The 22,380-nt window shown below is 36.1% G+C and carries 18 protein-coding genes; 6 read left to right on the top strand and 12 right to left on the bottom strand.

Going from position 1 to position 22,380, the window contains the following annotated elements; genetic code table 11:
- Positions 1-333: 333 nt before the first annotated feature.
- The gene (locus tag ACFSC2_RS21745) at positions 334-1,944 is read right to left on the bottom strand and encodes a serine hydrolase (protein WP_379813198.1); all 1,611 of its coding nucleotides are present in this window, start codon (positions 1,942-1,944) and stop codon (positions 334-336) included.
- 210 nt (positions 1,945-2,154) lie between these two features.
- On the opposite strand from ACFSC2_RS21745, the gene ACFSC2_RS21740 reads away from it, so the two are divergent.
- Positions 2,155-2,775, top strand: coding sequence for an IS6 family transposase (locus ACFSC2_RS21740; RefSeq protein WP_379813197.1), 621 nt, complete (start codon positions 2,155-2,157; stop codon positions 2,773-2,775).
- A 234-nt stretch (positions 2,776-3,009) separates the two neighbouring features.
- Here ACFSC2_RS21740 and ACFSC2_RS21735 read toward each other — a convergent pair whose 3' ends face one another.
- Both ACFSC2_RS21735 and ACFSC2_RS21730 read right to left on the bottom strand, forming a co-directional pair.
- The gene (locus ACFSC2_RS21735) at positions 3,010-4,287 is read right to left on the bottom strand and encodes a glycosyl hydrolase family 18 protein (protein WP_379813196.1); all 1,278 of its coding nucleotides are present in this window, start codon (positions 4,285-4,287) and stop codon (positions 3,010-3,012) included.
- Positions 4,288-4,870: 583 nt separating this feature from the next.
- Positions 4,871-5,176 carry a hypothetical protein gene (locus ACFSC2_RS21730; protein ID WP_379813195.1) on the bottom strand — a complete coding sequence of 102 codons (306 nt, stop codon included), beginning with the start codon at positions 5,174-5,176 and terminating at the stop codon, positions 4,871-4,873.
- Positions 5,177-5,641: 465 nt separating this feature from the next.
- On the opposite strand from ACFSC2_RS21730, the gene ACFSC2_RS21725 reads away from it, so the two are divergent.
- Together ACFSC2_RS21725 and ACFSC2_RS21720 are read left to right on the top strand one after the other, a co-directional pair.
- On the top strand, positions 5,642-6,019 hold the full coding sequence (locus ACFSC2_RS21725; protein ID WP_379813194.1) for a hypothetical protein: 378 nt from the start codon (positions 5,642-5,644) through the stop codon (positions 6,017-6,019).
- A 72-nt stretch (positions 6,020-6,091) separates the two neighbouring features.
- Positions 6,092-7,357 carry a hypothetical protein gene (locus tag ACFSC2_RS21720; protein WP_379813193.1) on the top strand — a complete coding sequence of 422 codons (1,266 nt, stop codon included), beginning with the start codon at positions 6,092-6,094 and terminating at the stop codon, positions 7,355-7,357.
- A gap of 236 nt (positions 7,358-7,593) precedes the next feature.
- Here the strand turns inward: ACFSC2_RS21720 and ACFSC2_RS21715 are convergent, their stop codons facing one another.
- The 3 genes from ACFSC2_RS21715 to ACFSC2_RS21705 all read right to left on the bottom strand — a co-directional run bounded on the left by ACFSC2_RS21715 (position 7,594) and on the right by ACFSC2_RS21705 (position 11,211).
- Entirely contained in the window at positions 7,594-8,670 is a 1,077-nt protein-coding gene (locus ACFSC2_RS21715; protein ID WP_379813192.1) for a Ppx/GppA phosphatase family protein, read from the bottom strand.
- A gap of 90 nt (positions 8,671-8,760) precedes the next feature.
- On the bottom strand, positions 8,761-10,032 hold the full coding sequence (locus ACFSC2_RS21710) for an MFS transporter (RefSeq protein ID WP_379813191.1): 1,272 nt from the start codon (positions 10,030-10,032) through the stop codon (positions 8,761-8,763).
- Positions 10,033-10,230: 198 nt separating this feature from the next.
- Positions 10,231-11,211 carry a BstXI family restriction endonuclease gene (locus ACFSC2_RS21705; RefSeq protein WP_379813190.1) on the bottom strand — a complete coding sequence of 327 codons (981 nt, stop codon included), beginning with the start codon at positions 11,209-11,211 and terminating at the stop codon, positions 10,231-10,233.
- A 622-nt stretch (positions 11,212-11,833) separates the two neighbouring features.
- Between ACFSC2_RS21705 and ACFSC2_RS21700 the strand changes: the two genes are divergently transcribed.
- The 3 genes from ACFSC2_RS21700 to ACFSC2_RS21690 all read left to right on the top strand — a co-directional run bounded on the left by ACFSC2_RS21700 (position 11,834) and on the right by ACFSC2_RS21690 (position 13,735).
- Positions 11,834-12,076, top strand: coding sequence for a hypothetical protein (locus ACFSC2_RS21700; RefSeq protein ID WP_379813189.1), 243 nt, complete (start codon positions 11,834-11,836; stop codon positions 12,074-12,076).
- 659 nt (positions 12,077-12,735) lie between these two features.
- On the top strand, positions 12,736-13,083 hold the full coding sequence (locus tag ACFSC2_RS21695; RefSeq protein WP_379813188.1) for a hypothetical protein: 348 nt from the start codon (positions 12,736-12,738) through the stop codon (positions 13,081-13,083).
- A 304-nt stretch (positions 13,084-13,387) separates the two neighbouring features.
- Positions 13,388-13,735: a hypothetical protein gene (locus ACFSC2_RS21690; RefSeq protein WP_379813187.1), complete on the top strand. Its 348-nt coding sequence runs from the start codon at positions 13,388-13,390 to the stop codon at positions 13,733-13,735.
- A 1,147-nt stretch (positions 13,736-14,882) separates the two neighbouring features.
- Here the strand turns inward: ACFSC2_RS21690 and ACFSC2_RS21685 are convergent.
- From ACFSC2_RS21685 to ACFSC2_RS21660, 6 genes are all read right to left on the bottom strand, one after another.
- A complete protein-coding gene (locus tag ACFSC2_RS21685; RefSeq protein ID WP_379813186.1) occupies positions 14,883-16,049 on the bottom strand; it encodes a chromate transporter in 1,167 nt (388 codons plus the stop codon).
- An 11-nt stretch (positions 16,050-16,060) separates the two neighbouring features.
- Positions 16,061-16,558, bottom strand: a complete 498-nt coding sequence (locus tag ACFSC2_RS21680; protein WP_379813185.1) for a hypothetical protein — start codon at positions 16,556-16,558, stop codon at positions 16,061-16,063.
- Between the two features lie 84 nt (positions 16,559-16,642).
- Complete coding sequence (locus ACFSC2_RS21675; protein ID WP_379813184.1) at positions 16,643-17,485, bottom strand: chromate resistance protein ChrB domain-containing protein; 843 nt, start codon at positions 17,483-17,485, stop codon at positions 16,643-16,645.
- 854 nt (positions 17,486-18,339) lie between these two features.
- A complete protein-coding gene (locus ACFSC2_RS21670; protein WP_379813183.1) occupies positions 18,340-18,744 on the bottom strand; it encodes a helix-turn-helix domain-containing protein in 405 nt (134 codons plus the stop codon).
- 164 nt (positions 18,745-18,908) lie between these two features.
- Complete coding sequence (locus ACFSC2_RS21665) at positions 18,909-20,399, bottom strand: hypothetical protein (protein ID WP_379813182.1); 1,491 nt, start codon at positions 20,397-20,399, stop codon at positions 18,909-18,911.
- A gap of 70 nt (positions 20,400-20,469) precedes the next feature.
- A complete protein-coding gene (locus ACFSC2_RS21660; RefSeq protein ID WP_379818709.1) occupies positions 20,470-22,257 on the bottom strand; it encodes a T9SS type A sorting domain-containing protein in 1,788 nt (595 codons plus the stop codon).
- Between the last annotated feature and the right edge of the window lie 123 nt (positions 22,258-22,380).

The following is a 22,380-nucleotide window of genomic DNA, read 5'->3' as shown; positions in this document are numbered from 1 at the left end:
TTCATTTTAGAACAATTCATTTTCAAATCTTTTATTAGATTAAAACGGTAGTCGAGACAGCGTGTTTCGAACCATCGTCCGGCTTCGATTAAATCTCTAATAATGCCACTTTAGGACTTTTTATTTCAAGCAGATTAAGAATTCCTTGCGAAAAAATCGAAACGCAAATGTGGATGTAAAGGCTTGAAAAATCTACAAATTTGTGTATAAAAAAAGAGACAACTATTTGCTGGTTGTCTCTTTTTTTGTTTTGAAGCGGTTTGTATGTAGTCTAGAGGCTTAATATTCGTGCTACGCACGGCAACGAATCCTTTAGCAGTTGTAGGCTGTTTTTTAACTTTTCTTGAAGATTTTGTATTTTGGTTTTTCGTAATCAGTTATGTCCAAAGTAATATCATAAACGCCTGTTAAAATTTCTATATTATTTCCTTTTGGCATTATTCCGTCGCTCATATCTTTTCCAAAATTTAAAGTCCAATCGTCATTAAAACGAAATTTAAACTCTCCTGTTTTTAAAGTAATATTTTTAATTGTCCAAATTCCTTTTGTTTCAGTTTCAACAAGTTTTGCATCAGGACCTTCCCAGCCTTTTTCTGTGGCAGTTCCTGCAATTCCCCAGGAAGGAAATATTTTTTTTGCTTTTTTTAGTTGATTTCCTACATGAAAATTTAATGACTCTATTTGTGAAGTCTCGTTTCTTTCAAAAACTACATCACCCATTAATTCTTCAGCGTAAAACAAATTTTCTTTTACAGGATATAGAATAGTTGTGGGCCCGTTTCCACTTTGCAATTTTAATTTATTGTTTTCAACTGTAAGGTAAATTACAAAATTGTCTTCTACTTGATAAGTTCCCACATATTGCTTTAAAGTTTCTGAGCTTATGTTGGCTACAACTGGAATTTTATAATCTTTATTATACAAATTATACAAAGTTTTCATAATAGCATAAGTAGCAGTGTCTAAACCTCTTTCTGTATTTGTAAGCAGTATAATGCAGATATCATCTTCGGGAATTTGAACAAAATTGCTGCAAAAACCTGCTGCATAACCACTATGACCAACTGTCATTTTTCCAAACATACGCCTTGTAATCCAACCATAACCATAATTGTTTTTGAAAGGCGTATATGCTTTTTCTAAACTTTCTTTTGAGATAATCTTGTAATTTTTTAGTCCATTATAATATTTATTTAAATCTTCAACAGTTGAGTATATTCCACCAGCAGCAAAAGGCATAGGCGGATCATAAACAATCGATGGTTTTTGTTCTTTTTCAGAAAAAATCTCATAGCCAATGGTTTTATTTTCGCTTTTTAGATTTTTATAAGCGAAACCACTTTGCTTCATTTTCAATGGCTTAAAGATGTATTTTTCAACTGCTTTTTCGTAACTTATTCCAGTAACTTTTTCAATTACATAGCCTAGAAAATAATATCCCGAGTTAGAATAACTCCAATCAGTTCCAGCAGGAAAATCCAAAGGTTTAGTTTTTTGAAATTCAACAAATGATTTTTCTGTTTGGTCTTTCATATCATTGCCTCTGGTATATTCATAAATTCCAGAGGTATGGGTTAGCAAACTTTCAATTGAAATAGTCCTTGCATCAGGATAATCCGGATAGAACTTTGAAAGTTTATCCTGTAATGAAAGTTTCTTTTCTTCTACTAATTTTAAAATTACTGTTGCTGTAAAAGTTTTTGTAATGGAATATATTTGAAAAATGCTGTTAGCGTTATTTTCCTTTTTTAAAGCTACATTTGATAATCCATAACCTTTATTTAGTAAAGTTTCTCCTTTTTCAGAAATAAAAACAGAACCGTTAAAAAGATTTTGTTGATTGTAAAATTCAAAAAGCTGTTCTAGTTTTTCTTTCTTACTTTGTGCTAAACACAATTGTGTTATAAATAATAAAATAAAAGTGATTGATTGAATTGATTTCATATTTTTTTTGATTTCTAACTAAAGTTGGCCCTTTGTGATAGTTGTAAATTTATAATAAAAGATTACAAATAAAAATTCCTAACGGAATTTTCAAACAAAATTCAGAGCATATCCAAACAAAGTAAAAACCGCTACAATGAACAAAATAATAGATTGTATCTATCTGATTAATAGAGGGATATTGGGTGAAAAGAAATGGGTGGGTAAAAGATGATTTCTGTCAAACTAAGATTTACACTTAGTTATCGGGATGTTGAAGAGATCATGATAATGCGCGGAGTTCATGTTGATCATACTACTATTCAACGCTGGGTCTATAAGTTTACACCTTTCATCCAGTTAGAAATGAAGAAGAGAAAAGGCAGAGTGGGGACGAGCTGGAGATTGGATGAGACCTATATCAAAGTAAAAGGTATATGGTGTTATTTATATCGAGCGGTAGATAAATTAGGTAATACGGTTGACTTTCTTTTGAGCAGAAAAAGACAACAAATGAGCGCTAAGTCTTTTCTAATTAAAGCAATTACTAATAATTGCCGGCCAAGAGTAATAAACATTGATAAAAGCGGTTCTAATACTGCAGCAATCAAAGTCTATAACAAACGTTCATTCTCAAAGATTAAAATCCGGCAGTGTAAATATCTCAACAATATTATAGAACAGGATCATCGTTTTATAAAATGGAGGATACAAAACGGGTTAGGCTTTAAAAGCTTTGAACCAGCAAGGCGAACATTGAGCGGAATTGAAGTTGTGCATATGCTGAGAAAGAATCAGATGATTGAACCAGGGATAACTATGTTTAAATCATTCTGTAAATTGGCGGCCTAACTTTTAAATTACTTAAAGTGTTATATTTGATTCTGACAGATGCGACAGAGCCCCCCCCTTTACTTGTATAAACTAAATCAAAGCGTTTGCAATGTGGCTTTTTAGATACTTACTACTTAATAAAACGTATTAAGAACCTTTTTTTATTAGACCGCGTTACAAACGCTACAATTATCTTTTAAATATTATGTAGGCACTCGTTGCATACGAGCACCAGAGGGAATAAAAAAATCATTAACCGAATACTCCGTTGATCTGCGATAACACCCAACTGAAACCTCCGCCTGCCAAATTCACATAAGAGGTTTGTCCACTGAATGCAATAATAGTTCTACCCGCAGGAGCAGTCACCTGAAAATTTTGTGTATCAACTACGTTGGGATTAATGGTGGCGGGATAACTTGTGCCGTTGATGGTGATTTGAACGACCACATTCTGTCCGTACCAGTAGCCTGTTACGTAACTGAAAGCGGTGAGGCCATTTGTGAGATTGATCGGATTATTCCCATTGCCGCCATCACCACCGTGTTGTAATAGTTGTACCACATACGAGCCGTCGCTGCTGGCATTGGTACATTGGATGGCATCTACAACATCTCCGCTACGAATAACGATACTTTGGATAATAGTAGGAGTAGTTTGTGCATTCAAGATGGCTCCATCGTCGAACACAACCACATCCGGTTGGCCGGTCAGGTATGGCCGCATCAATAGTTGCTGACTTTGCTCGAAAGGCCAGTTGGAAGAATCAAGCCGCCAACTCATCATAGTTTGGTAGGGGTATTGCTTACTCTGGTACTGAATCCCAGCAGCGTATTGCTGAGAAGCATAAAGCGCAGTGACATCACTTTCTAAATAAGCACCGAATCCCAATAGATCGGCATTGATACCGTGTGCAATAAATACGCTAGGATCGCTAACCCAGTAACTTTGCAAATTGAACACATCCACATTGGCATTCACAGCATCCGCATTCAGGTTTTTGACATTACCGGACTGGTTAGAACTCGCCGAAATGGCCAGATAATAGGTATCCCCGAAAGCCTTACCCAATGCGTTGAGCCATTGGCCACATTGATTATGGGAGAGTTGGCTCGTGGGCTGTTCCCAATCTATGTCGAAACCATTGAGGTCATTGTTAGCCAAAAAGTTGGCAACATTGGTCGCAAAAGTGGTCAGCAGGGTGGGGTTGTTGATGATCGTTTGGAGATCGTTGGTGATTTCTTGGGTATAGGCCAGTAAAGCAAATATGGTGATGTCCGGGTTTTGTGCACGGGCATCTAAAACCTGTTGTGCAAGATATGTGTTACTGGTTTGCAGGGTGGGACTGCTAGGGTTACTCATATCCACTCCAAACCAGCCGATGCTCAGGTAATCAAGGGTGTGGTATATCCCGTTGAGCTTAATAGAACTAAAATTGCTGTTGGGTGAGCTGTAGGTCGCGTTTGCTGGATGTAGCTCATCAGTCAGCCACGCACCGATGGCGCCGGTAAAGTTTTTTTTGCTTTTCATATGATTAGAATTTTAGAGTTTTCTACCTAGTTTTTAATTTCTTTATTAAAAATACCAACTAATAGGCTTTTATAATGCAAAAAATGTAATGAGTACGATTTTCTAATGTATGAGTAAGCATAATCTTGGAATAAGATGCAGTTAATTATTTTAAACGATTTAGAAGAAGAATTAAAGGTTAAGAAAACCGAATTTTAGAATTGCTTTTTAAAGAAGTTCCTTTAGAAGAAGTATTTTCACTATAACTATTTTCGTATATAATTTTAAATAGTGGTATTACTTTGAACAATGTTGATTTTGTTGCCGTCAAAGTCTTCAATCATTGAAGAAAGCAGGTGTTCTGCTATATATTGTTCCCGCCATACAAACTGCACACCTTTGCCTGCTAATATATTGCTAATTGATGATGACCATGATGACTGCCTCATATTCCGTGAGTCTGTAAATGAAGTAAATAAGGATGTGGTCTGCCGAATCCAATAGTACACCTGTAAAATATATATCCAAGCCCAACAGTATTGCAGAGCTTAGGGAAATATTGAAAGTGCTGCTGCAATAGCGTCCTCGGGATATTTAACTTTCTTTAGTTTGAAGCAGAAGAATTCCAGTCCTGTAATCCAATCGGAATGATCTGCATTGTTCTTGAAAGGTCTCTGGCTGAGAATTGCAGCGAATTCAAGAAGTTTTTTACTTTGATGCGCGAAGATGTATGAGAGCTCATATAAAAGATTTCATCTTTATCAGAGTTTCCAGTTTCCACTTTGAGGAGTTTGAAAAGTTTAACCACATGGGCATCGGGCAGCAGTTCTTCAGTGATTTTATAGGTCATAGCAAAGCTCAGACTGCTGAGCAGACGCTGCGGATTGAAGATGAGTCCGGTGGTATGCACAACTGTTTTGTTTTTTATATTTTTTAATTTTTACATAGTGATTATGAATAAGTTCTGGGATATTTACCATCAAAGGGGGAAAAATACCTTTTTAATTCGTAACTAACAGATTATTAGATTTTTAATTTGACAAAAAATAATAATTTAAAATAATTAACACCATGCAGTGGTTAAAATCATATAGTATAAACAGCTGATTATCAATTTATTGTTTTTAAATGTGGATTGTTTTTGTTATTTAGAAAATAACCACTTGATGGTGATAAAATAGTAGAATATAAACATTTGATTTTCAGTGCTTTTCTTTTTAGTATTCTCTAAAAAGAAAATTTTAAAAAAAAATAAGTAAAAAGTAAGAAATTATCTTCAAATGAAAAGTGTTGAAATTGTTTTAAGGAATATATTTGTAATATTAATGCTGCAGTTGAAAGCAAAAACTATTAAAAACAATTTAATACTAAATTTATGTCAGACTTTTTAAAACAATTTGGAGAAGATCTTGAAAAAAATACACCAGGTTTTATTGCAGTTTCAATTGCAGAAATTCAAAGCGGAATTTCATACTACTCACTTTCTGTGGTTCCGGATTTTGATCCTGAATTAGCTTCTGCTTTCAACCTTGAAGTGGTCAAAGCAAAATTGAATGCAATCAGTGCCTTGGGGTTAAAAAATCAAGTTGTTTTAGATATCATGATTACTTTATCGTCTCAAATTCATATTATTGACGTTTCTGATAACAACATGTATATGATTTATCTTGCAGTTGATTCAACTAAAGCTAACATGGGAATGACAAAAGCAATACTAAACAAATACAAAAAAGAAATTGCTGCTAAAATATAATGGATTTTAAAACATTAAACGGCTGACTTTCAATGATTGGCCTTTTTTTAAATAATTTTAGAAAAAGAAGTTATGAAAAAGAAATTCCTATTACTTGCATTTTTTAGTTTCACAATATTGATTAGCGCACAGCAGACCAAAGGTATAAGCGGTGACGCTAACTGGTTAAACATTTGGACTAACTTCAATCCTAAAGGCACAAGTTATAATGAAGCCTCTATAATACTAACTGGTGTTATTACTTCAAACATGACTTTAAAAAAAGAAAATGTTTATATATTGGTTGGAACAGTTTATGTTGCTTCAAATGCAACCCTGACAATTGAGCCTGGTACACTTATAAGATGCGATACCCGGACTTTGTCGATATTAGTCATTACAAAAGGAGCCAAAATTATGGCAGAAGGTACAGAAACTGATCCGATAGTTTTTACTTCCAGCAAAAACTCGGGAGATCGAAATGCGGGTGATTGGGGAGGTATTATTCTTTTGGGAGATGCACCCATTAATAAGACTGGAGGAATTGGTACTTTGGATTTTGAACTTGATCCGCAAAAAGCACTTTATGGCGGAGAGAATAAAGAAAGTGACTCTGGTATTTTAAAATATGTGCGAATCGAATTTTCAGGAAAAAAAACACCTTCTAATAAACCACTAAATGGATTGTCATTAGCCGGAGTGGGTAAAAAAACAAAGTTAGAATACATACAAGTTACTTCATGCGATGATGATTCTTTTCAGTTTTATGGAGGATATATTAATACCAGTCATTTAATATCTTTTCGATCTGCTGATGATGACTTTGATTTTACTCAAGGCGTTCAATGCAATATCTCTAACAGTATTGCTATTAGAAGTCCATTTTTGTCAGATAAGTATGGTTCCAGATGTTTCGAAATGGAAACAGTCGATACAAGAAAAGGAGAAGTCTTAGATAGTAAGAAAGAAATGACTCGAGTAAATGCGACCAATATAACAATGATGCATACTGAAAATATTGGACCTGAAATTGAAGGACTTAAATATGAAGCCATATTAATCAGGGAAAATACTTTTTTAACATTAACCAATTCCGTAATATCAGGGTTTAGTCAACTCATTGTATTTGCGGATACCATTTCGATTACCAATGAATATTTGGATAAAATAATTTTAAAAGATCTGCTTATTAATGACACTAAGGTTATTGGAATAACTAAAAGCAAAGACTTGAATTTGCTTATAAACAATTGGTACCGGGACAAACAATTTGGTCTTGAGTTTATTAAGCTTAAAAATGAAGATCTTTTTGCAAACGCATCTATGCGAAAAAAACCGGATTTTAGAATTAAAAGCTAAGCCATCTTCTCAATTGGATTTGCAAAAAATTATTTGAGGTTATTTATAGATAATGTTTAATGATTGACTTCACTGAATAAAAAGAATCCATAAAAAATCCAGTAATCAAATCATTACTGGATTTTTTATGACTCATGTTTACAATAGATCATCCGTGTATTACTGTCCAAATTGCCAATTACAAAACTTTTGATTCGAAACTATCTAAGACCAGATAGTGCTTAGAAAAATAATATTTAATTTATATTTTTAGCTTTTTTTGCTGAATCAGCAATATACGAAAGCAACCAAGCCATTTGTCCTTGTTTTGTGAAATAGATATCTTTTGATTTAATGGCAGGCATTTTTTCCAGCAACGTCAATAATAATGTATTTGCTGCAATCAGGTATTTTTGAGAATAGGTTTTAAGTACTTTCTCAACATCTTTGTTTTGAGAAGCTAATGTTTCAAATTTTGCATAATCCGTTTTTATAATAGTGTTGTAAGCTTCAACATCGCTAATTTTAAAGGAACTAAAATTTTCTGTTACATTGTTTCCTTTATACAGCGTATAGAATGCCCAAACAGCACCCCCTGACATGTACATGTTTTTTTTGTTGAAAATTTTTGGGTTTTGTTTGTACAAATCCTGTATTTGCTCTTTTAATTCAGGTAAGGTTGATGACAAAAGCTCATTAAATTCATCAATTGTACTGGTCTTTGCTTTTTTGTTTATTTTCTCTGTTAAAGTTACGGTACCCAAATCTAATGTTATGGGATAAAATTTTAAAATGTCATCGATATCGAATTCCTCCACATATCCGCCTTTAGTATTTCCTCCGCCAATGTCAAGAATCAAAGAATCTGAATACTCTTTTGGAGGGATACATCCTTTTAAGAGTAACTTTGCTTCCGTTTCAGCAGAAATTTTTGCAACATCAATATTAGTAAACACATGGAGTCTCTGCAGTAAAATATCTATATTTTTGGCCATTCCAACTCCTGAGGAAACCACTATAAAGATGTTTTTCTCTTCAATTTTGTATTCATTCAGTATTTTGGTGTAATTTTTCACTACTACATTAAAAGCACTTTCAATATCACTGTCCGCTAATTTTCCATCTATGGAAATACCTTTTGCGATGGCCACATTTTCTGTCCAAAAATCAATTACTTCATATTTTCCTTTTTTTATGTTTTGGACATTTATTACCGACATTTTTACTCCTTTGCTTCCGATTTCAATTCCGCCATAAAGCTTTTGTGAAATTATACTCGAAGGAATAAAAAAACTAAAAATAAATATGACACTTAGTAGAATATATTTTTTCATATTAAATGAGAGTTTTGTTTCATATTAAGAGTATAAAATTTATTTAAATATTGAAAAGAAGTTTATAACTCATTTTCGTATAAAAGTAAATTAAGCACTCTTGCTTTTGTCAACAAAAATAGATTGCACTATTTTTATTTTAGTCTCTATTGATTCTTTTTCAACCATTTTAACCAAAAAGTAGCAAAGCGTAATAGCGAATACTCCAATTAAACTCATAAATATAAAATCAGCCCTGTAACTGGCATAGGCGACAATTTCCATACCTGTTTTGGCGCTTAATATATGCGCAAGACTAAAACTCATTGTAAATACAGACATGTACCTGCCTTCCTGATTGTTGTGTGACCGGGTCATGGCAAAAGAGTTTGAAAATGGAAAAGTCAACATCACGCCAAGAGTCATGAAAAACATCATTACATACAATATTCCATACCACTTGTCATTTAATAAAAGAAGAATATAACTAAGTACCATAAAGGAGAGACCAACCATGATAACATTCAGTTTATTCATTTTGTTTTTTTCGACATAATTAACAATCGGTAACTCAAACAGCAAAGTTAATATCCCACTAAAACTTAAAAGTAAACCGCTATTGACTTCTGATAGATTAAATTGTTCCTTGTGGTAAAGTGTCAATGTCGTAAATACCTGGAAATACATAATTCCTGTAATAAGGGAAATAAACATATGAGTTAAAAAAGTTCTATCTTTTAATATCGCATATTTGTCAACTCCTATATTGTGTGATTTAAGTTTAAAAGGTAATTTTCTTTCTTTGACCAGCAAAACAAAAACTAAAACGGCCAAAATACACGTAGCGGCATCTACATAAAAGAGATATTTATACCCTACTAATATAATTATAAGACCGCCCAAAGGAGGACCAAACAGGAAACCCAGACTTGTTGCTGATCTTACTAAAGACAGCGCTCTGGTTTTATTTTCTTTTCGGCTATATGTGTTTAAGGACACGAGCATTGCTGGTCTAAACATATCGGCAATAGTTGTTAAAAACAGAATAGCGATACAAAATCCTTGAAAAGAGGTTATATATTGCAGCATAAAGAAGATAAGACCACTTCCCAAAAGGCTTCCGATCATTACTTTATAAAATCCAATTTTATCAGATAACACACCGCTTAGCCAGGTACCTACAAAGGAACCGAGACCAAAACAAACCATAACCCAACCGATTTGATTATAATCGAAATTGAGATTTTCTCTCATGTATTTCGACAGGAAGGGAATTACCATTGTCCCTGTTCTGTTTATAAAAGTTATTAGTGTCAAAATCCAAATTTCTTTTGGAAAACCACTATAATTTTCTATGTATTTTTTTCTTAGCTCTCTCATCATTTCTTTTTTTTTGGGGTGAAATTTTTTATTCTTTTCATATTGTTTAAATAAATCAAAAACAGTTTTTTAAATCGCTTTTCCGGTTTAACTCTTAAATAATTGATCTAGAAATGATTCAATAATTTATGCCAATGGGCAAAAGTTAATTTTTTTTTGCAAATAGCTTTTTTAAATGTTTGACTTAATACTTAGAGGTATTTAAGAGAATGAATCCCTATTGAAAATAATCGTATTTACTACAATTTCTTTCATCCATTTAATAGTTTCGATTACTCCTGTTTCTTTACAAATCATGTTGCAGTTTTGGTGTCCCCAGGCTAAATTATAAGGGGTATGATTAAATTCACCAGTTTTGAGCTGATTAATGTAAAAAAGATTTATTGGACTAATTTCTTTATTAATATCCGACTTTTCTGCGGATTCAAAAAAGTTGATGAGAAAATTCTCTGCACTTAGTTTTTTTAAACAAAGTGGACAAATCGTGTTTTTAGCACTATCAATAATCCGGGCTTTGTAAAGCCGGTCAGTATTAGATAACTTTTGATTATTACAAGCCGCAGTTATCGCCGTAATTCGATTTTCGATCTCACTATCTGTCATTCCGGCACCAAGTGCTATTTCTTTTGAGTTATGGCAAAGCCAGAATAAATATTCCAGTTGCAAGTGAGAAGATTTGATCGTTGAAAGCGAGGCGTATTCCGATACCCTGATTCCGGCACCTTTACAACTACTCGTATTAAAACCAAGAATAACTTTTTCTTCGTTTTTTGAAGTTGATGGTATTCTGGCAACAAAGTGACCATCTATAGGAGATGTTCTTTTTTCAGCGATATTAAGCTTGTTTCTGTACGGGTTAAATTCGTTCCATTGCGCTCTTGTTTCGTATAGCAAGATTGCATTGACACCAAGCTTTAACTTTCGGGCTCTCATGAGGAGTACTGTGTCAGGATTTGTGTAATATTCTTCCGGACTAAGTAAAACAATAAAACCGCTTTCAAATTTATCCGAAGTGAATATGGAAATATCGAATAAACGAATCGATTCAAAAGGTATCAAAACAGTGCCGTTTCTGTTGGCTCGGTTTTGAAAAATTACATCATCATTCGCGCTTCTGGTTTGTCCGGTTTTGTAAATTTTACTTTGTAGCAAAGGAGGTAGTTTGGGTAGTCGTTTTGCCATAGGTTAAGTTTAGGTTTGTTATTCGGTTGATTTGGGGAATCAGATATGAAAAACATTAACAGACTCCATTAAAAATAATAATTTCATAATCTGTGTTTTAGAATTTAACTAACTTTAATGTATTGACTTTAAATCATAGGCAGCAATGGTATTGTAATGTTATAAAATGAAAATTATCTTTTAAAACCATGAGTAATCTTAAATACAATTTTGTAAGACAATATTAATTATATATTGTCAGATTTGTTTAATATTTTTAGTTAAAATTTCACGTATTTCTACCTGTTTTTATACTTTATTGTTAAGAAATGATAATAAATAAATATAAAAAGCTATTGTGAATGGATGCTTTGGCTATTTTTACCTTCATTCTTGTATGAATAAAAATTAAAAAATATTTTTTATTTTAAAAATTTATCACATGAACATTTGTTAATAAAAAAGCAAATAATTTGTTAAGTTTTTTCTTCTTTAAAAAAAATCAAAGTGAGTTTACTAAAGAAATAAGATAATTTCTGCCTTAAACTGAATAACAGAAATAAACCAGTTTTTCGTGTCATTAGAGCAACAAATCTTTAGAGCAATAAGTCAATTTTTTGCTTCAGTTGAGCAACAATTATAGATGACAAATAAATTTCAAGAGTATAAAGATTCTGACCAGAAATTCCACAGGGTTAAAATAGTGATTAACAAAGAGCGATCTTATGAAGAGCAGTATTGTTGGGATAAGTTGTTACAAAGACAGGAGCTTTTGGATTATGCTGAAGTTATTTACCGCTGGGTCAACGAGCGTATGATGTTCATTAAGGACATTGCATATCCCTTTAAAGGATTTTTTAAAGGCAGGGATTTTAGAGCATCATAAAGAAAATAATATTAAGCTTGCAGGAGACTGGAAACCATGGAATACAATGATATTGGGATCACCTTGTTATATTCCGCATGATAAAAGGCTGGAATATTTAAGTTATGTTTAGTAATTATCTAGGAAATACTGTATTTAGTATCAAAAAATTACGATAAACCAAAAGAGAAAAAAATCCTATATCCTTAACGGGATTTCGAGCCATCGTTTAGCTTCGATTAATTCTCTAACGACGCCACTTTTAGACTGTTTATTTCAAACAGGCTAAGAATTTCTTGTGAAAAATCGAACCACAAATATTAGGTTGTAAAGGCTTGAAATATCTACTATTTGTGTATAAAAAAAGAGAGACAACTATTTATTAGTTGTCTCTCTTAGTGACAGGGACAGGACAAATTTCAACATCATTTTTGGATGATTTGAAGTTATTGGCTTTCTATATGTAGTGTCTGTCTTTCATTGGCGTTATGAATTTGGTTTGGATGTCCTGAGTAGGATTGATGCAAAAATTGTAAAAACTCAATTGATTCATCGCATTAAACTGATATATAAATTTACAAAATTTATGGAGGATTTTAAAAGAATGTTTTAAGTTAAGGCAGGATTGTCTTTTTTTGGCTCTATGAGTTACTTGATTGTTGTTCCATCGGAGCTAAAAATTGATTTATTTCTATCCGCCGAAAATCTTATTTGGAATAAAAGAAGAAGAGGTAAATATTAATTTATCATATAATTTTTCTAATTACTTAACAGTCATAAATCAAGGTTTATTCAATTTGTTTTTTTTCAGATTTGATAAAGAAAATACGGAAAAATATATTGAACCAATTTCTTTTTTTGATGTAGAAACAAAAAAATATAGTTTACAAAATAGTCCCGAAAATCTAGTACGCTTTAATAAATTCATACATATTTACGTAGAATTGTATAAACATTATTTTGCTGTATTTTTTGATTGGGTTATTGAGGAGTTTGAGCCTGAGATTAAAGATGTACTACAAAAATAGCATTTATTCGCACAGATTTTAAATTATAATGGCCACTTTTTTCGGGTATTCTCCATGGTTTCAAATTTATAAAGTGCTGAATTATTTTAGAATTAGTCCTTCTCAAAAGTTATTTAACTCAAAACCTTTCTCAATATTTTTTAAACTGCCTTAACTTTTTGTCGCAAAAAAGGTATTCCTCCAGAGTATATTTGAACTTAGATGGTGTAGTTCCTAATAATAAAATAGTAAATGGAAAACAGATGGGAAGAAGTCAATCTGAATATAATCAAATAACTCATTTTAACAATATAGATTAGAATTAATGAGACAAAAAATAATTACAGTTCCAAAAGACAAAAAAGCAGAAGCTGCGTTAGACTATGATGAAGCAACTAAAGATGAACTTATAGAATTGGTTTTAAATGTTGAAGAATTTAAGATTTTATCTGAGAGTGGGATATTTGATTTGATTAATGATGCAGGTTTTTCTAATATTGATGACTATGAATCTGATCAGGTGAGAGGAAAAGAATCCATCACAAAAGTGATTAAAAAATTAAATTCAAATAAGAGTTCATTTGAAAAAGAATTACTAAAAAAGGTTGAGGAAATAATCAATCTTTTTGAAGAAGCATTAATTAGAGAAACAGGTGTTTATTTTTATTTTTAGTTTTATTTCAAATATTAATTTCCATTATAATAAAGTAATTCTTAATATTCTTAAAAAGATGATTAAAACATGGGCAGCGACAACTTTAAAAAGATGTAGCTGTCTTTCTTTACAAATTTCAAAATTTAATTTTTATCCAGATGATTCGGGGGGAAAATTAATCAATTTTTAGCGTCAATAGAACAACAAATCTATCAATACTTCAATAAGAAAAGTAATCTGCCTATTCTTTATGTAAATTAAATGTTTTCTGATTTTGAAGAGGTTTGTTCGGCATTGCCTAACTTTCGAACCTAAGCTTATCAAATGTTGATTTTACTATTTTTCCTGTTTTCAAAAACAGGAAAATACCTGTTTTTTGCATCAGTTGAGTAACAATTTTTAATCGAAAAACAGCACTCAGATAGATGAGAAGAAAGCTAAAATTATTTGGAATTACTGTATTTAGTATCAAAAAATTACGATAAACCAAAATAGAAAAAAAATCCTATATCATTAACGGGATTTCGAACCATTGTTCAGTTTCGACTAATTCTCTAATAGCACCACTTAAGGCTGTTTTTTTCAAACAGGCTAAGAATTTCTTGTGAAAAAATCGAACCACAAATTTAGGTTGTGAAGGCTTGAAAAATCTATATTTTTGTGTATAAAAAAAGAGACAACTACTATGTAGTTGTCTCCTTAAGTGAGGGACAGGACAAATTTCAAAATCATTTTTGGACGATTTGAAGAAATTGGCTTTCTATATGTAGTGTCTGTCTTCCATTGGTTTTGTAAATTTGGTTTAGTAGATGTCTGTTGGGGATTGATGCAAAAAAATATAAAAACTCGATTGAGTTATCGCATTAAAGTAATGTAGAAATTTACAAATTTTATGGAGGATTTTAAAAGAATATTTTAAGTTAAGGTAGGATTGTCTTTCTTTGGCTCTATGAATTACTTTTATGCGATTTAGGTTTTGTAGCACAAAAGTAATCCCTTTCAATATTCAAACCGAAACTTCTTAGGCTACAATTTAGGTGGTTTTCTATTTTTGAAATAACGATGTGCCACGATCTAGTCACAAAACTTAGATTGAAAAAATATCTTTAAAAACTGCCTTAGCTTTTATGGCAAAAAAGTGACAATTAAATCTTAATTCATTTGCTTAAAAAATAAATTTTATCATTACTCCGGCTACTGCCGCTATGGCAATAATTACAGGTTCCTGGATTTTCTTAATATACAGTAATGAAAGAATGGCGCAAAAAGCGATCAAAGCAGTCGGAACATCTATGATGCTTCTTTTCGCAATTACGATTACAGACCCTACCAAAGCGCCTACCACGGCTGCCGTTGTGCCTTCCACAAAGGCTTTTACGCTTTTATTATGGACTATTCTTTTAAAAAATGGAGCAAGCACGATGGTGAACAGATAGCAGGGAAGGAAGGTTGCCATTGCGGCCGCAATAGCACCCGCAATGCCATTTACAAGGTATCCTATAAAACCGACTGTTATCACAACAGGGCCGGGTGTAATCATTGCCACAGCCACCGAATCCAGAAACTGCTGTTCGGTCAGCCATTTGTTTTCAACCACAACTCCCGAATGCAGAAAAGGTACGATGGCCAGTCCGCTTCCAAATACAAATGCGCCGGCTTTGGCGAAGAAAATAAAAATCTTTAAAAGTGTTCCGCTTTCAAATTCCCATATTCCGGATAAAAAAACAACAGATATGTTTGCTGTTTTTGAAATTTTAGCCATAGGGCGGGCTTTGATCAGCATGTAGATCAGACCGGCGGCAATGAATACCAGAATCTGCTCGCGTTCGGTTATATAGGTTACTGCCAATATGATAATAAAGAACAGCCAGAGCAGCCATTTTTCCTTGAATGATCCCAGGCTGAATTTTCCAATTGATTTTACTGTAAGCCTGTATGCGCTCAGGGTGATTATTCCGATAACGCCTGCACCTACGCCATAAAAAACCGACTGGATCCATAGCAGTCCGCCGTAAAGCTGGTAGACAATGCCAAGGGAGAGCACCATTAGAAAAGAAGGCAGCACAAAAGCGAATCCGGCCAGAGTAGCACCCAGAAAGCTGTAGTGGACGTAGCCGATATATATGCCCAGCTGCGCAGCCAGAGGGCCGGGAGCCAGCTGTGCCAGCGCCAGACCTTCTTTGTATTCTTCCTCGGAAATCCATTTCCTGTCTTCCACCAGATCCCGATGTATATAGCCGACAAGGGCAACGGGGCCTCCAAAGCCAAATGTGCCCACCTTTAAAAAGTATGGTGTGATTTCTTTTAATGAGTATTTTGGTTTTTGGTTCATGATCTCAGTATTTAAAAAACGATTCCAGCTTGGAATCCGACAGTAAATGAAGCGGGGTGGTCATTGCCAAAGCGCACGGGCAGGGGCAGTGCGAGAAAATAACTGCAGTTTTGGCTCTTAAGTACGGTCTTGCTCAGAACGGGGGTAAAACCGTATCTTCCCGAAGATTCGAAAGCGGCTCTTCCCGCGAAGGTGTATCCATGTCCTAAAGCGGCCAGAATTCCGGGATGAAACAGCAGATTGGTAACCTTGCTGCTTCCCTGATCGTCTTTGATATTGGGCACGACCTCAAAAGAAAATCCGATTTTTTCACTTTTCCACAAGTTGATTCCCACTGGAAGCCCCACTGCGTAATAATCCCTGAAATTAAGAGCTGTTTCGTCCCTGTTTATGGTTACGATAGGATGCATGACCCCGACGTAGGCCGATATCTTGTGAAAGCTGTTTTGTGAAAACGAGGCGGCTGAAAGCAGCAGCATTAAAATGCACTGCAGATTTTTTAACTGCATTGGTTTTTGTTTTTAGAATATAAAAACAAAGCTACCGCTATCAGATGGCAGTGAATAGAACGTATCTTACGTTTTGTATATTGCTTACTTTTTCTGGATTTTTTTTCGATAAGCAGATGGATTGTGTCCCGTATGAAGCTTGAAAATCCTGGTAAAATGGCTCTGGTCTGAAAAGCCTGTCATGTAGGCGATTTCAGTAAGGGTATACTCTGAACCCTCAATGAGGCTGATTGCTTTTTCAATCCGCTGCTTTCTGACATATTCTCCAAAATTCAGATCCTCAAAATGTTTGGAGAATTCCCTTGAAAGATAAGAAGGATTCAGATCCAGTTCGACAGAAATTTTTTTCAGGTCGAAAGAAAACTGTGCATCGATCTGATCCTGGATCATGTTTTTCAATTCCTTTACCCAGGAAGGGGTTTTTGCCGATTTGCTGTCTTTTAAAAACTTGCTGTAGACCTCATGCAGCAGCTTTTCAAACGGACTGTTCTGCAGGTGCTTCTGCTTGTACATGTGTAAAGCCCAGCTGTACAGTGCATCATAGAGGATCATGCCTGTTTCAAGCAATTGGCTGTCATCTGAGATATTGTGGGCAAGTCCTGCAGAAATTGCCCAAAGCCCGGCTGATTCGGCCGCAATGTCATGCCGGTCGGTATCGGCCCCCCGCACAATCGATGCAATTATCGACACGGCAGGATCGCTTATGGCATATTTCTTTATTATATAGTCAAAAGTGCACTGATCGTGATAGTGTGTGAATTCAACATCTGGGATATCAAAAGGGACAGCATTCAGACGCGAGGCCTCCTCGATCACCTTGTCAAAAGGCACGAAAATAAATTCAGCATCGGGATCCACAAAGTTCTTAATAAGCCATGGACAGGCGATCCTGTCTATTTTAGGTCTTTCTCTAGTAATCCATTTCATAAAAAGTTACGATTTTAATCTGACGCATGCTAATTTACACTTTTATCATCTAATTTGCCCATCAGGACAGTGTTTAATGAATATAGCGTAAAGCAGTGTCTGAAGCTTAAATTCTACAGCAGGAGGAGCTGAAGGTATAGTTGGGTTCGGAAGGCTGCAAATAGTGTTTAAGATTTATCGATGAATGCCGAATTAGTAAATGGTTTGCCTTTGCTTAAAATTTACGGCATTAAAAAAGCAGCAAACCATCAGATAGCTCCAGCATGCGGGTTTGCCTGTTTCTTGTATTTTTGGGAGACTCTCCATGGAGCCCGGCTGGAAAATAGAAAGGCGCAGTTAAGCTCCAATTGTTTTATCGGAATGTATCTCATGGAAAAATCATTTTCGAAGCCAAGAAATCTTGACATTTCCTTCAGCTTGTCTTTAAGGGGATATTGGGTGTAGAACAGATGGAAGTCGGAACTGGGAGAAGATTTTTAGGCTGTAAAGCCTATAGTTTCAGTGTAGTTAAATCTTTACTGGGGAAATTCCTCAAATAAACTGGAATGCGGCCTTGGACAAAGAAATTTTCTACTGATTTGATTTCGATCCCCAGGCAGATATTTCTGCATTCTTTAATCTCTATAATAAAAGAAATCTATCCCTTGCTGCTCTGCCAAACTATCGTCAGAAATCTCAAGGTTGTGATTATGTGCGCTAAAGTTTATTTTATAATCTTTACGAAAATTATTGATTCCTGAATTAATCCTTAAAATTTGTATTGGTTTTTGTCGAAATTAAAAGGTATTTCCACTGTCATTTCAAATCAGTGTAATCAAAGTTTTAAGGATATTTTTTAATACTGACTCCATTGTTTATTTATCTTTAAAATGTTTGATCACCGTCTCCCTGTATTTAGAAGGCGTCATTCCGGTCCTATTTTTAAACAGTCTGGTGAAATGATGAATGTTTTTATAACCTAATTCTGATGCAGTATAGTTGATAGACCTGCTGGTGTCAAAAATTTTTACTTTTGCGGCCTTGATTATGCCTCCCTCTATGTATTCCTGCAGCGGGGCACCTGTCTCTTTTTGGACAAGATCCTCCAGATCGACAGTCTGCATCATCAGTTTGTACGCAAAGTACCCGGGATCCGGCAGACCAAAACGGGAAGCTTTTTCAGATTCTAAATAATCTGTAAGAAGTTCTTTAAATTCATCCAGTTTCATTTTCTGATAATCCAGGGATGATTCATTGCAGAGTTTATTTGCGTTTTCCATAATTGAAGTTCGCCTGAAGGGATTTTTCAGGTAAGGCCGGCACAATTATCAGCTGTCTATTCTCAGGGTGCGGCAAGTATTACAGCTGAATGAAAAAAAATCCGCAGAGTCATTTTCTATTCAGCTGCTGCAAAGAAGCGACGGCCGTGCTTTTTCTGAGAGTTCTATTTGATGGTTAATGTCATATTGGGCACCACTATGCTGCCGTTGCTTCCCGTGTAGCGCTGTGCGAAAACCTCAATTTGATCATTGGTAATCATTTCGGTGGTAGCGTTCAGAGGCAGCACCACGATGTCATTAGTGGAGGCACCCCTCCCGTAGATCTTGTACTGTGTGAGCATCACCCCATTTTTGGCAATGTAAATGATGTAAGTTCCTGCCGCGGGAACCTGAAAAGAAATAGATCCAGAAATTTGGAAGATCCTTTTCTTTTTGCCTACGTATCGCAGACGATTGGCGGCATCTGTTGAAAATCGGAATAAATTGGAGTAGACCGTAGAGGGTGTGCCGGCCCCTACCTTTACAATATCACTGGGATTTAAGTTATTCGTAAAAGGTACCGCTAATCCGCTTCCCACCGCATAGTCCATTGCAAAATCGCCCGTGGCGTTCGCATCGGTTTCGGTCGGTATACCCGCTGCCCTGACATTCCAGCTGTTGTTGAAATTATAGCCCGAATAAGTTCCCGAGGTGTACGGACGCACATAATTGGCAGGTGCAGGACCGGTAAAAACCACGGACTCCAATACAGCATCGCTTAAAATGGAAATACCTGCGGCCGATACGTCAAATCCATAAGCTCCTGATGCAACATTCGAGAAACCCCCCTGTTTGGATACCAGGTTAAATATACCGGTCAATTTTTCATAGGTGCCGCCATTATTGCTGAACCATGCCTGATTACTCAGCAGCAGCTGTCCGATATTGCTGTATGTAATTCCGTTTGTATTGCCGGAAAAATTTACTATGCTGGCAAAAACAAGCCCGAAGCCCGATACAGTTCCTACGCTTCCTGAATTGGCAATGATGGAGTCCCTGAACAAAAATGTGGAAGCCGATGATGATGCATTCAGGTTAAAAACAGTTGCCCCGGGAGCTGTAATGGTCACACTTCTGATACTCCCCCCTGTGGTGCCGTCGAAAAGAATACCCGAAGTTTTTGCTATAATGTCTTCATTGGCATCCAGACCCTGAATGTATGCATTGTTCAGATCAATAGGAAGATTGAAGGTCACTGTGCCATTGATTTCGTATAAAGTGTTTGAAGTTAAAACATATTTTGCCCCTCCTCCGGCAGCAAGTTCCGCGGCCAGCACCACTGCGAGATTATCTGTCGAGCGTATGCGTTTAAAGTTTAATCTTGGACTTCCACCGCTGTTTATAAGGACCCATGAAGAGGTAGCCGGCATGTAGTAGTAAAAAGCCCTTTGATCGGTGTCATATACAATTAGGCCGTCGGCAGGCGAAGTTATGGAGTTTCGCTGCAAAGTGGTCATTCTGGGCATCAGAAGACCCTGTGTGGTGGAGGTTATGTCCAGAACCGAGCTGGCATTAGGCGTCACAGTACCAATTCCGATCTGCGCGTGGGAAGCATAGGTGAGTAAAAGGCACAGAAACGATATGAAGTATTTTTTTGTAAGTTTAGAAGCTGTCATAGTGTATGGGTTTATTTGAATAGTAGTTTGGCAGTCAAAAAGTATATGAGCAGAGGGTTTTGATCCTGATTTAACCGCCCGAATTGAAAATTATGATTTTCTGGGTGATCTTTTCATTCTCCTCGGTTAGGAAAACAGCAATGTAGACGCCGGAACTTAAAGCTGCCGTTGAAAAACTGTAGACTTCTTCCTGCGGCAGTCCTTTTTTGTGCAGTACTGTTTTTCCTGTCATATCGTACAGATTAAAAGAACGAAATTTAAGACGGCCGGGATTTAAAGCTTTCAGTGTCCTGCTTTCATTTTCCTGATAGATGGCAAGACTGCTTCTCAATGCTCCCGGAGTGCCTAATGTCTGGCTGTTGAAAGCTATTTTAAACCGGTCGTTATAGATGCCGGCTGCCACGCCCACCTGATAGCTTCCGTTTTTGATGTCATGATAGGAGGAATCCAGTTCATCCAGCAGATACACGTTTTGGGAAGCATCAAAGTCCACAGTTTCAGGTATATAAAACTTCAAGGTGCAGGCCTTGTCGGCATGGACGGCAAGCGGTATTTTTTTAGAAGGGTCAAAATTTACGCCCTGAATCACATAGCTGGCGTTCTCCAGCCAAAATGAAACGTCAGCAGGCAGGGCCTCGTCCATGTTCAGTGCGTCGAGACCGGGATCAACAGCGTCTGTGGCGTCCGGCATAAAGGCAAGGGCAAGCTGTCTGGTGAAAGCGCTATTGATGATCGTATTTATCTTAATGTGTGAAATCTCGGTGTTTTCCTGCATTTTCCCTGCTTCGGTGTTTTTTGAATTTTTAGCAAATTGAGATAAAGCGCCCCCTTCCTTATAAAATACCCTGTGGGAATTCTTTATGGTAACCTGGCCGTTGGTATTTCCGTTGATTAGGAATCCCTGTCCGATCGGACTGTATCTGCGCTCGATTGCCAGACCGGAAGATGTTCCTGTTGTGTTTAGCGACCCGTCGCTGTTGTAACTGTTGAAAGTGGCGGGGACGTAGATTCCATTGCTTCCCAGCGAGCCGGGCGAATAGGTGCCGTAGCCTCCCCTGTATGCTGAGAGGTAATGAGAATCCACCGTCTTGTCCTGTTCCCAAAAGTAAGCTACGCGGGTACAGGAGCTGTTGGAGGGATCCATCAGAAAAGCATTCAAATCCAGTGCAGAAGGATAGGGGTTGCCTGTAAGTGTCGCAGCATTGCCCGTGCCTACCGAAACCAAAATATTCCCATCATTGGGCCTGCCCCGGAAATCATAGCGCTGTCTGCCGGCGCCGTTATTGTTTACAACTCCTGTTGCTTCCGGATCTGCAGTATCGGATCCGCTTGTCCCTTTCATCGTAAATCCTTCTCCTGGCGCCATTGAAGATGCCGCGCCGACAAAACTCCATTGGGAATAACTGCCTGCATTGGTAAGCTTGTAAATCCAGTTAGAGGCTATGCTTAAGGGAAGCGCAGTTCCGTTGTAACTTCCTGCGGGAAGTATTACAGCCGATACGGCATCTGTTGAATTCACCGGGCGATTCAGAAGTGCAATTCCGAAATTTGACCCCCCGGCTGCGCCACTGGCGGCGCCGACTGGCGAACACCAATAGTTGTATTCAAAATTATCAGAGGTGCCTTCCTGATAAACCGAGACAGTGCCGGTGCCTGAATTTGCAGATGCTGCCGCGGTGCCTTGAAGCAGCTGGGAGTTGTTGCGTAAATATAGATTGGAGCCCGATGCCAGATTAATGACGCCGGTTACGTACAGCACCTGATTTTTAACGTACACCGGTGTTGACGCGCCAACATACATCTGTGAGAAGCTCTTCAGGGAGATTAAAACAAGGAGGGAAAATAATTTTTTCATCATATTAGTGATTCATAGCGATTACAAAATGACAGTATCAAAAATGGAATTTATTTTTTGTTGGCAATACTGTAAATGCCTAGTACAGCACCTGCCGCAAATAAGATGTAAAGAGACAAATTTATG

The sequence above is a fragment of the Flavobacterium artemisiae genome, from assembly GCF_042678225.1.
Classification (GTDB): Bacteria; Bacteroidota; Bacteroidia; order Flavobacteriales; family Flavobacteriaceae; genus Flavobacterium; species Flavobacterium artemisiae.
Note: the sequence above shows the minus strand (reverse complement) of the source record. Positions and strands in the feature narration are given on the sequence as shown.